The organism is Mesorhizobium sp. M7A.F.Ca.ET.027.02.1.1 (genome assembly GCF_004022985.1).
Lineage (GTDB): Bacteria > Pseudomonadota > Alphaproteobacteria > Rhizobiales > Rhizobiaceae > Mesorhizobium.
The window spans coordinates 1-15,592 of the sequence record NZ_RZOL01000117.1 but is presented as its reverse complement, the minus strand read 5'-3'; the positions used below and the strand labels follow the sequence as shown (position 1 = coordinate 15,592).

10 protein-coding genes are annotated in these 15,592 nt (G+C 63.6%); 4 read left to right on the top strand and 6 right to left on the bottom strand.

Translation table 11 applies throughout. From position 1 onward, the window contains the following. The 5 genes from EN749_RS15160 to EN749_RS15140 all read right to left on the bottom strand — a co-directional run. On the bottom strand, positions 1 to 1,540 hold a 1,540-nt coding region (locus tag EN749_RS15160), incomplete at its 3' end, for a 3-hydroxyacyl-CoA dehydrogenase NAD-binding domain-containing protein (protein WP_128363438.1). A 14-nt stretch (positions 1,541 to 1,554) separates the two neighbouring features. Continuing rightward, complete coding sequence (locus EN749_RS15155) at positions 1,555 to 2,763, bottom strand: acetyl-CoA C-acetyltransferase (RefSeq protein WP_127268617.1); 1,209 nt, start codon at positions 2,761 to 2,763, stop codon at positions 1,555 to 1,557. Between the two features lie 33 nt (positions 2,764 to 2,796). Further along, a complete protein-coding gene (locus EN749_RS15150; protein WP_127270389.1) occupies positions 2,797 to 3,966 on the bottom strand; it encodes an acyl-CoA dehydrogenase family protein in 1,170 nt (389 codons plus the stop codon). Positions 3,967 to 4,087: 121 nt separating this feature from the next. After that, complete coding sequence (locus tag EN749_RS15145) at positions 4,088 to 5,878, bottom strand: acyl-CoA dehydrogenase (protein WP_127807944.1); 1,791 nt, start codon at positions 5,876 to 5,878, stop codon at positions 4,088 to 4,090. Positions 5,879 to 6,182: 304 nt separating this feature from the next. Next, complete coding sequence (locus tag EN749_RS15140) at positions 6,183 to 6,641, bottom strand: MerR family DNA-binding transcriptional regulator (protein WP_127811260.1); 459 nt, start codon at positions 6,639 to 6,641, stop codon at positions 6,183 to 6,185. A gap of 455 nt (positions 6,642 to 7,096) precedes the next feature. Here EN749_RS15140 and EN749_RS15135 point away from each other — a divergent pair, with 455 nt between their 5' ends. From EN749_RS15135 to EN749_RS15120, 4 genes are all read left to right on the top strand, one after another. Then, complete coding sequence (locus EN749_RS15135) at positions 7,097 to 11,104, top strand: peptidoglycan-binding protein (protein ID WP_127807945.1); 4,008 nt, start codon at positions 7,097 to 7,099, stop codon at positions 11,102 to 11,104. 192 nt (positions 11,105 to 11,296) lie between these two features. Continuing rightward, positions 11,297 to 12,220 carry a sulfite exporter TauE/SafE family protein gene (locus EN749_RS15130; RefSeq protein WP_023811359.1) on the top strand — a complete coding sequence of 308 codons (924 nt, stop codon included), beginning with the start codon at positions 11,297 to 11,299 and terminating at the stop codon, positions 12,218 to 12,220. Continuing rightward, the gene (locus tag EN749_RS15125; protein WP_127807946.1) at positions 12,220 to 13,011 is read left to right on the top strand and encodes a TIGR02186 family protein; all 792 of its coding nucleotides are present in this window, start codon (positions 12,220 to 12,222) and stop codon (positions 13,009 to 13,011) included. The genes EN749_RS15130 and EN749_RS15125 overlap by 1 nt, the downstream gene beginning before the upstream one ends. A 268-nt stretch (positions 13,012 to 13,279) precedes the next feature. After that, positions 13,280 to 14,536, top strand: coding sequence for an Hsp70 family protein (locus tag EN749_RS15120; RefSeq protein WP_127267782.1), 1,257 nt, complete (start codon positions 13,280 to 13,282; stop codon positions 14,534 to 14,536). 144 nt (positions 14,537 to 14,680) lie between these two features. Here EN749_RS15120 and EN749_RS15115 read toward each other — a convergent pair whose 3' ends face one another. Then, on the bottom strand, positions 14,681 to 15,571 hold the full coding sequence (locus tag EN749_RS15115) for a LysR family transcriptional regulator (RefSeq protein WP_128363437.1): 891 nt from the start codon (positions 15,569 to 15,571) through the stop codon (positions 14,681 to 14,683). Positions 15,572 to 15,592: the final 21 nt, after the last annotated feature.

Here is a 15,592-nt window from a genome sequence, read left to right as displayed (position 1 = left end):
GGTTGACGTAGAAGCCGCGCGTGTCGTTGACGACGATCGGCGTCTTCTTGATGGCGCGAACGAAGTCGATCGCGGTGGCCAGCGCCTTGTCGCCGGTCTTCTTGCCCAAGATGATCTCGACCAGCATCATCTTGTCGACCGGCGAGAAGAAATGGATGCCGATGAAATTCTTCGGCCGCGCAGAATTCTTCGCCAGGCCGGTGATCGGAATGGTCGAGGTGTTCGACGCGAAGATCGCCGATGGCTTCAGCACGGCTTCCGCCTGTTCGGTGGCGCTCTTCTTCACGCTCGAATCCTCGAAAACGGCCTCGACCACCAGATCGCAGCCGGCAAGGTCGGCATAGTCCGCCGTCGGCGTGATCAGCGACAGCAGTTTGTCCTTGTCCTCCGGCTTGGCGCGGCCCTTCTTGACCTGATCCGAGATCAGGCCGTCGGAATGCGCCTTGCCCTTGGCAGCCGACTCCAGATCACGGTCGAGCAGCACCACCGGGATGCCGGCCTTGGCGGTGACATAGGCGATGCCCGCGCCCATGAAGCCGGCGCCGAGAATGCCGATCTTCTTGAACTTGGTTTCGGGCACGCCGGCCGGGCGGCGGGCGCCCTTGTTCAGTTCCTGCAGCGACACGAACAACGAGCGGATCATCGCCGCCGCCTCCCTCGTCTGCATGATCTCGGTGAAATAGCGCTGCTCGATGCGCAAACCGGTGTCGAACGGCACCAGCAGGCCTTCATAGACGCATTTGAGGATCGCGGCGGCGGCCGGATAGTTGCCGTAAGTCTCGCGACGCAGGATGGCGATGGCCGGCGGCCACAGATTGAAGCCGGCGGGCGAATAGATCTGGCCGCCGGGCAGCTTGAAACCTTTCTCGTCCCAAGGAGCGACCGGCTTCAGGCCATTCCTGATCATCGCCTTGGCGGTCTCGACGAGCCTGGCCGGCTCGGCGATCTCATGGATCAGGCCCATAGACTTGGCCTTCTGCGGCGACAGTGTCTGGCCCGAGGTCAGCATCTGCAGCGCCTGCTGCTGATCGGTCAGCCGCGGCACGCGCTGGGTGCCGCCGGCGCCCGGGAAGATGCCGATCTTCACCTCGGGAAGTGCCATCTTCACCTTGTCGCTATCGGCGGCGACACGGCCGTGGCAGGCGAGCGACAATTCGAAGGCGCCGCCCATGCAGGTGCCGTTGATCGCCGACACCCACGGCTTTCCGCAAGTTTCCAGCTTGCGGAACAGGCCGGTCATCATGCCGGCATTGTCGAACAGCGCCTTGGTCGCCCTTTCGGCGTCCTTGCCCTTTTCCGCGGCGAAGGTCGTCAGCATCTTCTGCAACAGGGTAATGTCGGCACCGCCGGAGAAGGTGTCCTTGCCGGAGGTGATCACGGCGCCCTTGATGGCGGCGTCACCAGCCACCTTGTCGACAATGGCGTTCAATTCTCGCATCGCCTCTTCGGTGAAAACGTTCATCGAGCGGCCAGGCATGTCCCAGGTGACCAGCGCAATGCCGTCGGCGTCGATGTCGAGGGTGAAATTGGTGTAGCTCATCGTTTCTCTCCCCGTCAGACGCGTTCGATGATGGTTGCGGTTCCCATGCCGGCGCCGATGCACAGCGTCACCAGAGCCGTGTTGAGATCGCGGCGCTCGAGTTCGTCCAGCACCGTGCCGAAGATCATCGCGCCGGTGGCGCCGAGCGGATGACCCATGGCGATAGCGCCGCCATTGACGTTGATCCTGTCGTGATCGATGTCGAACGCCTGCATGTAGCGCAGCACCACCGAAGCGAAGGCTTCGTTGAGCTCGAACAGGTCGATGTCCGAGAGCTTCATCTTGGCGCGCTTCAACAGCTTCTCGGTGACGTCGACCGGGCCGGTCAGCATCAGCACCGGCTCGGAGCCGATGTTGGCGAAGGTACGAATGCGCGCGCGCGGCTTCAGCCCCATCGCCTTGCCGGCTTTCTTCGAACCGAGCAGCACGGCGGCGGCGCCGTCGACGATGCCGGACGAATTGCCGGCATGATGGACGTGATTGACCTCTTCCACCTCGGGATGCTTCTGCACGGCGACGGCATCGAAGCCGCCCATTTCGCCTGGCATGACGAAGGACGGGTTGAGCGAGGCCAGCGACTGCATGTCGGTCGACGGGCGCATATGTTCGTCATGGTCGAGGATGGTCAGGCCGTTCTGGTCCTTGATCGGGACGACGGAATTCTTGAAGCGGCCATCGGCCCAGGATTTGGCGGCGCGCTTCTGGCTCTCGACCGCATAGGCGTCGACGTCGTCTCTGCTGAAGCCGTATTTGGTGGCGATCAGGTCGGCCGAGATGCCTTGCGGCACGAACCAGCCGGGCAGGCCGACCGAAGGATCCATGAACCAGGCGCCGCCCGAGGCGCCCATGCCGACACGCGACATCGATTCGACGCCGCCGGCAATGACGATCTCATCGGCGCCCTGGGCGATCTTGGCGGCGCCGAAATTAATGGCGTCGAGCCCGGAAGCGCAGAAGCGTGAGATCTGCATGCCGGGCGCCTTGGTGTCGTAGCCGGCCTCGAAGGCGGCGGCGCGCGGAATGACCGAACCGGCTTCGCCGACCGGATCGACGCAGCCGAAGATGATGTCATCGACAGTGCCGGTGTCGAGCCCATTGCGATCGCGCAGCGCCTCAAGCGTCTTGGCGGCAAGCCGCACCGCCGGCACCTCGTGCAGCGATCCGTCCTTCTTGCCCTTGCCGCGCGGTGTGCGCACGGCGTCATAGACATAAGCTTCAGCCATTTGCTTGCTCCTTAGGTTTGCCTGATGTCGCTCTCAGAGAGAGCGGCCGATCAGCAATTTCATGATCTCGTTGGTGCCGCCGTAGATGCGCTGGACGCGGGCGTCGCGGAACATGCGGGCGATCGGGTATTCATTCATGTAGCCATAGCCGCCATGCAGTTGAAGGCATTCGTCGACGACTTTTCCCTGCAGGTCGCTGAGCCAGTACTTGGCCATCGACGCGGTCACAGGATCGAGGCCGCCGGCGATGTGGCGGGTGACGCAATCATTGTAGAAGACGCGGCCGACGGTGGCCTCGGTCTTGAGTTCGGCCAGCTTGAACTGGGTGTTCTGGAAATCGATGATCGCCTTGCCGAACGCCTTGCGTTCCTTGACATAATCAATGGTCAGCGCCAGCGCCCGCTCGATCATGGCAATGGCGCCGGTGCCGATCTGCAGCCGCTCCTGCGGCAATTGCTGCATCAGCTGGACGAAGCCCTGCCCTTCCTCATGGCCGAGCAGGTTGGAGGTCGGCACGCGCATGTCGTTGAAGAACAGCTCCGACGTGTCGTTGGCCTTGAGCCCGATCTTGTCGAGGTTACGGCCGCGCTGAAAACCTTCGACCTCGTCGGTCTCGACGACGATCAGCGAGGTGCCCTTGGCACCCTTCTCCGGATCGGTCTTGGTGACGACGATGATGAAGTTCGCAAGCTGGCCGTTGGTGATGAAGGTCTTGGAGCCGTTGATCTTGTACTGATTGCCATCCTTCTGCGCCCGCGTCTTGACGCCCTGCAGGTCGGACCCGGCGCCAGGCTCGGTCATGGCGATGGCGCCGATCAGCTCGCCGGTCGCCAGCTTCGGTAGCCATTTCTTCTTCTGCTCCTCGGAGCCATAGTGGAGGATGTAAGGGGCGACGATCGAATTGTGCAGGCCGATGCCGAAACCGTCGACGCCGACATGGCCGATGGCCTCGATGATGGCGCTCTCATGCGCGAAGGTGCCGCCGGAGCCGCCATATTCCTCCGGCATAGAGGCGCAGAGCAGGCCGGCGGAGCCTGCCTTCAGCCAACTCTCGCGATCGACCATCTCGTTCTTCTCGAACTCGTCGTAGCGCGGCGCGATCTCCTCCGACATGAAGCGATGCGCCATGTCGTAGAGCATGCCGACCTCGTCCGCCGCCCAAGCGGGCTTCGGAAGGCCAAGGATTTCAGCTGGGTTGGTCATGCTGGTATGATACTCCTCCCGACATGCATCATCGAAACTGAGGCCGGCGCACTGCCGCAGCGACCCCTCCCGACCCTTCGGGCCACCCTCCCCTCAAGGGGGAGGAGGACGCCGATCATCTTTAGAACGCTTCCGCCGGCAGTGCCATCAATGTGTCGGCGCCGCTCGAAATGCGGGCGAGATGCGCCGACGTCTCCGGCATGATCCGCTCCATGAAGAAGCGCCCCGTCACGACCTTGTTGTCGTAAAAAGATTGCGCGCCATTGGCGTCCGTCTTGCCAAGTGCCACCTTGGCCATCTGCGCCCACATATAGCCCAGAGCGACCAGGCCGAAGAGATGCATGTAGTCGGTCGAGGCGGCACCGGCATTGTCGGGCTTGGCCATGCCGTTCTGCACCAGCCACATGGTGGCGGCCTGCAAATCGTTGAGACCTTTCTTCAGCGCCTTGGTGAATGGCGCCATCTTCTCGTCGGAGCGGTTCTCCTCGCAGAACTCACCGACCTCCTTGAAGAAGGCCTGCACGGCGCGGCCGCCATTCAGGCCGAGTTTGCGGCCGACGAGGTCGAGCGCCTGGATGCCGTTGGCGCCTTCATAGATCATGGCGATGCGGGCATCGCGCACGAACTGGCTCATGCCGTGCTCTTCGATATAACCGTGACCGCCGAACACCTGCTGCGCCATGACGGCGTGGTCGAAGCCCTTGTCCGTGAGCACGCCCTTGACCACCGGTGTCATCAGGCCGGTGTAATCGTCGGCGGCCTGGCGGTCCTTGTCGTCGCCGGAGCGGTGGGCAATGTCGGACTTGATCGCCGTCCACAGCGCCAGCGCGCGGCCGGCCTCGTTGAAGGCTTTCATGGTCATCAGGCTGCGGCGGATGTCGGGATGGACGATGATCGGGTCGGCCTTCTTGTCCGGCGCCCTCGGCCCCGACAATGAGCGGCCCTGCAAACGGTCCTTGGCGTAGCCGACAGCGTTCTGATAGGCGATCTCCGACAGCGACAGCCCCTGCAGTCCCACACCAAGGCGCGCCTCGTTCATCATCGTGAACATCGCCTTCAGGCCGCCATTGGCCTCGCCGAGCAGCGTGCCCTCAGCCTCGTCATAGTTCATGACGCAGGTCGAATTGCCATGGATGCCCATCTTCTCCTCGATCGAGCCGCAGGAGACGGTGTTCCTGGTGCCCGGATTGCCCGACGGGTCGAGCTTGAGCTTCGGCACGATGAACAGCGAGATGCCCTTGACGCCTTCCGGCGCACCCTCGATGCGGGCCAGAACCAGATGGACGATGTTGTCCGACATGTCGTGTTCGCCGGCCGAGATGAAGATCTTCTGGCCTGAAATTTTATAGGTGCCATCGCCGTTCGGCACCGCCTTGGTCCGCAACAGGCCCAGATCCGTGCCGCAATGCGGCTCGGTCAGGTTCATGGTGCCGGTCCAGGCACCCTCGATCATCCTCGGCAACCATGTTGACTTCTGCTCGTCGGTGCCGTGGGTGATGATCGCGGCGATCGCGCCTTGCGTCAGGCCCGGATACATCATCAAGGACATATTGGCCGAGACCATATATTCGGCGACGGCGGTATGCACGGCATAGGGCAGGCCCTGGCCGCCGAACTCGACTGGTGCGGCCAACCCCATCCAGCCGCCTTCGCGATACTGGTCGAAGGCCTCCTTGAAGCCTTTCGGCGTGGTCACCGAGCCATCGTCGTGACGCACACAGCCTTCCATGTCGCCGACACGGTTCAGCGGATGCATGACGTTTTCGGCGAGCTTGGCGCCTTCGGCCAGGATCGCCTCGAGCACATCGGGCGTGGCGTCGGCAAATCCGGGAAGGTTCGAATAACGCTGATAACCCAGAACCTCGTTGAGCACGAACAGCGTGTCCTGGACCGGAGCCCTGTATGTCGGCATGCTTTTTCTCCACCCTGCAAACCCGGTCCGAATGCCCCGAAGACAAGCCAGGGGCGGCATGCGGACCCATATTGGGAGCGGGATAGCAAAAATTGACGTTTGCGTAAACGTCAATTTTTTCGATGCGACAAGATTCCCCGCCCACTGGAGCAATGAGCGTAGCGGCGCGACGTTGCGCAAGCCAGCGCCGAAAGGCCATGAGAGTGGGCCAGGACAACGAAAAGCCGCGTGGCAGGCCACGCGGCTCGACAGAACTCAGACAATCAGCAGACGACTTGGTCTGCCGCAAATCCGAACGGTTGTTTTAGCTGGCGGCGCTCGCCTGCGGCGCCGAACGCTCGCTCAGCATCTGGCGCACCGCCGACATCGAGCCGCTCAGCTCGTTGATGGCGTCGTCGATCAGCGCCCTTTGCTTCTGCAGGCGGGCAAGCTGCTTTTCTGACTTGTCCAGCGCGAGCTTGAGCTGCTTGGTGTTTGAACCGGTCGGATCGTAGAGATCCATCATCTGCTTGACGTCACGCAGCGAGAACCCGACCTTGCGGCCGAGCAGGATCAGCTTGAGGCGGGCCTTGTCGCGGCGCGTGTAGAGACGGGTCGACCCGTCACGCTGCGGGTTGAGCAGGCCTTTGTCTTCGTAGAAACGCAGCGTGCGCAGCGTCACTCCATATTTTTTCGCCATCTCGCCGATGCGGACGAGGTCCTCGCCGGCTTCGGCAGATATATTGGTATTGGCCGCGGTCTCGCCGGCCGAGATAAGCTTCATGGTCACTGGCTTTCCCCGTCTGGTGGCGTCGCGGTCTCGGACCGTGCGTCGCCTGACTGGAAGCGGGGGCCTGCTTCCAGTCGTGGTTTCAACAAACAAATCGCAAACATGCGCCCAATGCGCCTTTTACGTTTACGTCAATTCTATACCGATTGCCGCATGATGACGCAAGGGCGTTCTGCGCGCCGCCCTTTATGCCGCACCGTCAGGCCGGCAGCCGGCATCCTTTCAATTTCTTAAGTTTGGTTAACGCGTTGTTTACCACGTTGGGGGAAATGTGGGCGCGTCGGCTACCCGTGTTTATCCTGTATCGAATTTTTCACGGTTTTTCGGAGCGCGGGCGAGAGCCCGGGAAGCTCGTCTTCCGCCGCGGCATCGCCGCCGGTCGCCTTCGTTCCGATAGGGACCTGGGGGAACTGGCCGCGAGCCAGCCATTCTGAAAGACGGACGCACCGATGAACAGCAAGCGGTCCTATCTCGACACACTCAATGCCGGCAGGCAGCGCAGGCCGCAGACCACGCTCGAGCAGTTGAACCAGTCGCTGGAGACACTGGAGCAGCGGCTGGAGCGGACGCGCGAGGATCCGGTGGCACGTCCCGAACTCCGCCAACCCGATCCACGCCAATATGGTGCCGATGCGCGCTATCCCGCAGCCCGGCCCGCTGGCCAGCAGCGCTGGTACGAGGACCCGCAGCCCGCGTTGCGTCCGAAGAGCCCGATTCAGGGAGCCGCCGCTTTCGAGCAGAACTATCAGGCCATTGCCCGCGACATTGATCGCGTGCGCGGCCAGGAGGACGGCGTTGCCATGGTCGGCAAGATCGCCGGCGAATTGCGCGGCATGCGCGAGGAATTGCGCCACCAGATGACCGCAGGCCTGCAGCGGGAATTCGAAGCGCTGCGCAAGGACATCGAGCGGGCTTTCCAGTCAGGGGCAAGGCCCGGTGCTTCGGCCAAGGGCAGTGCTGAACTCGGTCTTGAGTTCGAGCGGCTTTCGGGCGCCATCCAGACACTGGCCGAGAAGAGCGACGACAGAAGCGTCAACATGCTGCGGCTCGAACTCGAACAGGTCAAAGCCGCACTCGAAACGCTGGCACGCGAAGAGAGCGTGCAGAAGGTCGACCGCCGCTGGGACGATTTCGATCGCCGCTGGACGGCGTTCGAAGACCGCGTCGACGCCGACCAGCGCAAGCGGTCGGACGACCCGGGCCTGTCTGCTCTGACCGCCCGGCTGGAGCAGATCAGCAATGCCGTCAACAATTTGCCGGAATCGTTGTCGCTGCGATCGCTGGAGGAGAAGGTGCGCACGCTTGCCGGCGCTGTCGACCATTTCGCCAGCCACCAGGACAATCGCGGCAGCGACACGCTTGGCATGATCGACGAGCGGCTGGATGAGATTTCCCGCGCCATCGTCGCATCCACGGTCGCCGCGCAAGCCAATTCATTCGACCACGAGGCTTTCGAGCGCATCGAGAGGCGGATCGACTCGCTTGCCAGCCAGATCGAGGAAGTGGCGCAGGATCGTCCAGGCAACGCAGTCATGGACCGGCTGAGCACGCTGTCCGGTCGGGTCGACGAACTCGCCGGTCGCGCCAATCTGCCGGAGCAGGCGATGGAGCGCCTGGCCAAGCAGATCGCACTCATCGCCGACAAGATCGACCAGGCACCAGCCATGCCTGACGCCGACTACATCTTCCATGGGCTGGAGCAGCGCTTCGACGTGCTGTCGAGCATGATGGAACGCCGCCAGGGTGACGCCATCGAACAGGGCAACATGCTGTTCCGCGATCTCGAGCGCAGGCTGGATGAGGTTGCCGACAGGCTCGACCAACGCATGCCGCAGATCGACAGCGCCGGCATCATGGACGCCATCGATGCCCGCTTTACGGCGCTCGCCAAGCGTATGGAAACGCGTGTACCGGATCCCGCGGGCGAAGCCGCAATCCGCGGCCTGGAGAGCCGGCTCGAAGACATTTCAAGCCGGCTGGATGCGTCGGCCGCGCAGGTGGCCGGCATCGATCCGGCGCTGATCCGCAGCCTGGAAGCACAGGTTGCCGGCCTGTCCGCCCATCTTTCCAGGCCCAGCACCCCGCTGCCGGAATTCGAGGACATCAGCCCGCGTCTCAACGAAATTGAAAAGTCGCTCGCAGGAACCCGCGATTCCATCCTTGGCGCAGCGCGCGAAGCCGCCGAGAACGCAGTCCAATCGCTGGCCGGTTCGAGCGCCAATACGACCGCGGTTTCCGGCCTCGCCCAGGATTTGAAGACGCTTGAAACGCTTACGCGGCGCTCCGACGAGCGCAATTCGAGAACGTTCGAGGCCATCCACGACACGTTGCTCAAGATCGTCGACCGGCTGGGCTCGCTCGAACCCGGCGAGCCGGTCGAGGCGATGAGCGAATTGCTGGACGCGGCACCGGTCGAGCCGAGCAACTGGCGCGGCGCGCGGCGACCCAAGATGGCCGTGGACGCGCCATCGATGGATATCGATCAGCCCCTGCCATTGACTGGGGACTTGGCCGATCGCGATGGCCGTGCCGCCGCCATCCTGCGCAACGAGCCGGGTGCTCGTAGCGATCTGGGCGGCCTGGGTATGGGAACGCGCACGCCGGCCGAAGCCGCAGCGGCTGCGGCCATGGCTGCTCTCGGCTCCGACACAATTGTCGAGAAGAACGAACAGTCGGGCGGCCGCAGGTCGATGTTCGGCGGACTGGCCCGCGCCTTCAAGGGCAAGAAGGAGGCGGACATCCCGCCACTGGCCGGCTCGGCGCCGAGTGCCCCGATCCCGAGCGTCGATCTCGACGAACCGCTCGATCCGAAAATGGCCAACCGGCCGCTGGAGCCCGGTTCCGGCGCACCTGACCTCAACGCCATCATGAAGCGCGTGCGCGACGAGCGCGGCCAGCCGGCCAAGCCCAGCGACACCGACGCCGCGAAGTCGGATTTCATCGCCGCTGCCCGGCGCGCGGCGCAGGCCGCGGCCGCCGAGGCCGATGCGCTGAAGCGCCAGTCGACGGTGACCGGACCGGTGAAGGCACTGCGGATCGGCGACCTGCTCAAGGCACGGCGCAAGCCGATCCTGATGGGGACAACCGCGATCCTGCTGGCGCTGGGCGCCCTGCAACTGGGCAAGGCCTTCTTCGCCGATCCGGCCCAGGTGGCGAGCAACGATGTTGCGCCGATCGTCGCCTCACAGCCGGTGCAGACCGCCTCGCTCGATCCCGCCGGCCAACCTAAGATGGACGCGCAGCCCGCGGCAGTGGAAAGTGCGCCTGACCACACCGTCAGGCAGGCCGAGCCGTCCGCACCGGCAACCAAGGACGACATGGCCGCGCAAAGCATGATTGCCACGCCGCCAGGCGCCGAGCCGTCGATGAGTGCCGCGCCGACCGCAGAGCCGGTTCCCGCGCCCGTCGCCTCGGTTACATCGGCTGATGCGAACCAAGCGGTGTCTGGGGAGACAGCCTCGGCTGCGCCGGCCTCGACCGTTCCGGTCGCCGCGGAAGCTGCCGACACCGGCGCCCAGCCTATGGCGGCTGAGCCGATCACCGCCAAGGACACCACGGGCGCGGTCCCCCCAGCGGACGCCTCGCCGGCGATGACGACGAAGTTCGACATTCCCGCTGACGCCGGCCCGGCCGCCTTGCGCGATGCCGCCGCCAGCGGCGACGCCAAGGCGCTGTTCGAAATCGGCTCGCGCTATGCCGAGTCACGCGGCGTCAAGGAAGACATGGCGGCAGCCGCCAAATGGTACGAGAAATCGGCGGAACTCGGCTTCGCGCCGGCCGAATACCGCATCGGAAACTTCTACGAAAAGGGCATCGGCGTCGCGCGCGACATCAAGAAGGCGAAGACCTGGTACCAGCTTTCCGCAGCACAGGGCAACGCCAGCGGCATGCACAATCTGGCCGTATTGTTCGCCATGGCGGCAGACGGCGTGACCGACAATGAATCGGCCGCGCACTGGTTCCAGGCGGCCGCCGACGTCGGCGTCAAGGACAGCCAGTTCAATCTCGGCATCCTCGCCGCCAAGGGCGTCGGCATGAAGCAGAACCTCGAGGAATCCTACAAATGGTTCGCGCTCGTCGCCAAGACCGGCGACAAGGATGCCGCTGCCAAGCGTGACGAGATCGCCAATGCGCTGCGGCCCGAGCAGCTCGAACGCGCCCGCGCCGCGACCGAACTGTGGAAGGCCAAGCCGCTGGATGCAGCGGCCAATTCGGCCGACATTCCCGAGTCCTGGCAGGACGGCACACCGCAGACGACAGCCAGCATCGACATGAAGAAAGCCGTCCAGAACATCCAGCGCATTCTCAACAAGAACGGCTACGACGCCGGCGGCGCCGACGGCAAGATGGGCCAGAAGACGAAGACCGCGATCATGGCTTTCCAGACCGACAACAAGATGCCGGCGACCGGCGAAGTCGATGAAAAACTGGTCAAGGCACTGCTGGCGCGCAAATAACGGCAGAGGCGTCGTTTCCACGACGCCCTTGCCACACATTCGCCTGTTAACTGATTGAGATGTTTTTTGTTTCGGTGGCGTAGCGCGGTTTGACTTCGCAGCACCTCCGGCGCAAGAACGAATTGGCTTGTCGGGCCAAGATGCCCGCAACGGTTGCATTCGCCGACAGGCAGAACTGATCGAGACTGACGGGTGGGCATCTATCTCCCGATCGCGGAAATTTCCGTCAATATCTTCGTCCTGCTGGCCATGGGCGCGGCGGTGGGTTTCCTGTCGGGCATGTTCGGCGTCGGCGGTGGCTTCCTCATCACGCCGCTGCTGATCTTCTACAACATACCCCCGGCGATCGCGGTCGCCACGGGCGCCAACCAGGTCATCGCCTCCTCCGTCTCCGGCGTCCTTTCGCACATGAAGCGAGGGACGCTCGACTTCAAGCTCGGCGGGGTATTGCTGGCCGGCGGCATTGTCGGTTCCACCGGCGGCATCTACGTCTTCGCCTTCCTGCGCAGGCTCGGCCAGCTCGACCTGTTCATCTCGTTGCTCTACGTCGTGCTGCTCGGCACCGTCGGCGGGCTGATGCTGGTCGAAAGCGTCAATGCGCTGCGCGCCACGCGCAGCGGTGCGGCGCCGGTGCTGAAGAAATCCGGCCAGCACAACTGGATCCACCGCTTGCCGCTGAAGATGCGGTTCAGGGCGTCAAAACTGTTCGTCAGCGTCATCCCCGTCCTTGGCCTTGGCGCCGGCATTGGCTTCCTGTCGTCGATCATGGGCGTCGGCGGCGGCTTCATCATGGTGCCGGCACTGATCTATCTGCTGAAAGTGCCGACCAACGTCGTCATCGGCACCTCGCTGTTCCAGATCATCTTCACCTCCGCCTATACGACGCTGGTCCACGCCACCACCAACCAGACGGTCGACGTCGTGCTGGCCTTCCTGCTGATGGCGGGCGGCGTCGCCGGTGCGCAGTACGGCGCCAAGGCAGGCCAGCGGCTGCGCGGCGAGCAACTCAGGGCCTTGCTGGCGCTGCTGGTGCTGGCGGTGGCGATACGATTGGCGATCGATCTTTTCGTCACCCCGCCCAACCTCTATTCGCTGTCTGCCGCGGGCCTCAACTGATGATGGCTCGCAACACATTCGCAACCGCCATTGTCCTGACGCTGCTTGCGGCCGCCGTGCCGGCGAAGGCACAGGTCCCGCTGACCGAAGGCATCCAGATCGGTCTCTCCACCGATAATGTCTCGATCACCGCCGGCTTTTCCGGGGCCGACCTGACCATTTTCGGTTCGCTGGAAAACCCGGATCCACTTGTCGCGCGCCAAGGCCGTTACGACGTCATCGTCGTGCTCGAAGGTCCGCCCAAACCGGTGGTGGTGCGCCGCAAGGACAGGGTGCTAGGCGTCTGGGTCAATCTGGATTCCGAGACCTTCGAGAACGTGCCGGTCTCCTATTCGGTGGCGACGACGCGGCCGCTACAGGACATCACCGAACCCAACAGCTACAAGCAGCTGTCGCTCGGCGCCTCCAACCTCTACATGCAGCCCGCCGATGCCGGCGACAGCCCGGCGACGATCGAGGAGTTCACGGCGGCACTGCGGGAGCGCAAGTCGGCGACCGGCCTCTACAGCGAGAATGTCGGCGGCGTGCAATTCCTGTCGCAGAACCTTTTCCGCGCCACAGTGAGGCTGGCGCCAAATGTGCCAGTTGGAACCCATAAAGCCCGCGCGTTCCTGTTCAAGAGCGGCTTGTTCATCAAGGAAAGCTCGGCCCAGCTCGAAATCCGCAAATCCGGTTTCGAACAGTCGATCTTCCGTGTCGCCCACAATTATTCCTTTCTCTACGGCGTCTTCGCGATATCGCTGGCCATGCTGACCGGCTGGCTCGGAAGGCTGATCTTCCGGCGGGATTAATGCATGTCGCCCAAAAGTGGCCCGGTTTTGGGCGAGCGACATGCATCGAATCAAGACCTGAAGTGCGTCGCGTGAATCCACTCAAACGCGACGCACTTCAGAACTTTTCCCGAAAAGTGGTTTCCCTTTACCGGGGCATGCGGTAGACCGCGCTCCCCAGCCAAATGGCAGACACAAACAATTCGGTTCGGCAGCGCAGCCCGTCCCCGGGCAGCGCGCGATTTCTCGGCGCCTGTCGGCTCGCCGACGACAAATACAGGAACTTGTCATGCGACCAGCCTTCGGCGGCATCGACTTCGGCACTTCGAACTCCACCGTTGGCGTGGTCCGCAACGGGCAGCCGCGCCTCGTCGCCTTGGAGGACGGCCAGGTGACACTGCCCAGTGCCGTGTTCTTCAACTTCGAGGACAACCGCACCTGCTTTGGCCGTCACGCCATCGCCAACTACACCGACAGCATCGAAGGCCGGCTGATGCGTTCGCTGAAGAGCGTGCTCGGCAGTTCGCTGGCCCATGAAAAGACCCGCATCAAATCGCGGTCGATCGGCTTCATGGACATCGTCGGCATGTTCCTCGGACATCTCAAGATGAGGCTGGAAGCAGATGCCGGCGATACGGTCGAGACCGTCGTTCTTGGCCGGCCGGTGCAATTCGTCGACGACGATGCCGAGGCCGACGCGAAGGCGCAAAGCGAACTCGAGAACGCCGCCCGTGGCCAGGGCTTCAAGCACATCGCTTTCCAGTTCGAGCCGATCGCGGCGGCGCTCGACTACGAACAAAAGGTGACATGCGAGGAACTGGCGCTGATCATCGATATGGGCGGCGGCACGTCGGACTTCTCGATCGTGCGCGTCTCGCCGCAGCGCTCCCGCTCGCTCGACCGCAAGGACGACATCCTGGCCAGCCGAGGCGTCCATATCGGCGGTACGGATTTCGACCGGCTGCTGAGCATCGCCCATGTGATGCCGCAACTCGGCTATTTGACGCCGACCAAGGACGGCAAGCGCAATCTGCCGGCAAGCTACTTCATCGACCTCGCGACATGGCAGCGCATCAACCTGGTCTACACCGCCAAGGCGATGACGCATCTGCGCCAGATCCGCTACGAGGCCGAGCGCGCCGACCTGGTCGACCGTTTCATCCACATCGTCGAACACCGCTATGGACACGCGCTGGCCGCACTTGTCGAAAAAGCCAAGATAGAGCTGACCGACAGGTCATCCGCAGAGGTCGTGGTGAAGCTGCCGGGTGCGGAGTTCGCCGCCGAAATCACGCGCAACGGGCTGGATGCCACGATTGCCAGGGACATCGAGCGGGTCACAGCGACGGTGGCGCAGACCATCCGGGACGCTGAGGTGAAGCCATCCGACATCACCGCGGTATTCCTGACCGGCGGATCGACCGCGATCCCGCTGGCAAGGCGAGAAATCCTGTCGCTGGTGCCGCAGGCATCCGTCATCGAAGGCGACATGTTCGGCTCGGTCGGACTTGGCCTGGCGCTGGATGCGCAGCGAAAGTTCGGTTGACCGGGTCCATTGATATTCAGGTGATGCCGGCTTGCAAATGGCTGATACCTGCGCTTCCGGTGCTCACGTACTTTAAGTACGCTCCGCTCCGGTTCTCGGCATCAGCCATTTTCGACTCGGCCTGACCTGAATCTCAGCGAACCCTCACCGTTGATCCGACGTACCCAGATGCGCCTTGAGCGCCATCTGGGCCAGGCTTGCCTGGCGATCGCGATGGGCGATCATGGCGAAGTCGCGTTTCGGCAAGTCGAGCGGCACCGATTTGAGACTGCCTTCGGCGACGGCGCGCGCCACGACAAGTTCGGAAATGATGGTGGCGCCGGCCCCCGCCTCGACGGCCTGGCGAATAGCTTCATTGCTCGGCAGCACCAGGAATATCTGGAGGTCGGCGAGCGAAATCCCTTCGTGGCGCGCCAGATCCTCCAGCACCTCGCGCGTACCCGAACCACCCTCGCGGATGATCCAGCGCAGGCCCGTGATGTCAGGGCGGCCGGGCGCGATTTCGGGGATCTCCGGATGCGCGCTGGCAACCACCAGGATCAGCCTGTCGACGTCGACCTTGGTGCGGCGCAATATGTCGGACTCGGTGCGCCCCTCCACCAGGCCGAGATCCGCCGCGCCATCGAGGACATTGGCCTCGACCTGCCTGGTGTTGCCGATGGAGACGCTCAGCCTGACGGCCGGATAGGCTTCGTGGAAGGAAGCCAGCCGGCGCGGCAGCCAGTAGCTGGCGATGGTCTGGCTGGCGGCGATCGAGAGGCTGCCGGTGACGGTCTGCGAGACATGCTCCAGCACATTGCGCGCGGCGGCGGCCCGCTCGAGCACGGCCTTGGCCTCCGGCAGGAACCGGTGGCCGGTCTGGGCAAGCTCGATGTTGCGGCCGACGCGGTTGAACAGATGGACGCCGTGCTGTTCTTCAAGCGCCCGGATGGCGGCCGATGCGGCCGACTGCGAAATGCCCAGCAATTCCGCCGCCTTGGTCATATGGCCGCGCTCGGCGACGGCGACGAAAATGCGCAACTGGTCCAGGGTCATGTCTGTATTAAGAACCAATAT

Coding starts and splice junctions, on each gene's coding strand:
- EN749_RS15155 (WP_127268617.1), bottom strand. CDS start 2,763: ATGGCTGAAGCTTATGTCTATGACGCCGTGCGCACACCGCGCGGCAAG.
- EN749_RS15150 (WP_127270389.1), bottom strand. CDS start 3,966: ATGACCAACCCAGCTGAAATCCTTGGCCTTCCGAAGCCCGCTTGGGCG.
- EN749_RS15145 (WP_127807944.1), bottom strand. CDS start 5,878: ATGCCGACATACAGGGCTCCGGTCCAGGACACGCTGTTCGTGCTCAAC.
- EN749_RS15140 (WP_127811260.1), bottom strand. CDS start 6,641: ATGAAGCTTATCTCGGCCGGCGAGACCGCGGCCAATACCAATATATCT.
- EN749_RS15135 (WP_127807945.1), top strand. CDS start 7,097: ATGAACAGCAAGCGGTCCTATCTCGACACACTCAATGCCGGCAGGCAG.
- EN749_RS15125 (WP_127807946.1), top strand. CDS start 12,220: ATGATGGCTCGCAACACATTCGCAACCGCCATTGTCCTGACGCTGCTT.
- EN749_RS15120 (WP_127267782.1), top strand. CDS start 13,280: ATGCGACCAGCCTTCGGCGGCATCGACTTCGGCACTTCGAACTCCACC.
- EN749_RS15115 (WP_128363437.1), bottom strand. CDS start 15,571: ATGACCCTGGACCAGTTGCGCATTTTCGTCGCCGTCGCCGAGCGCGGC.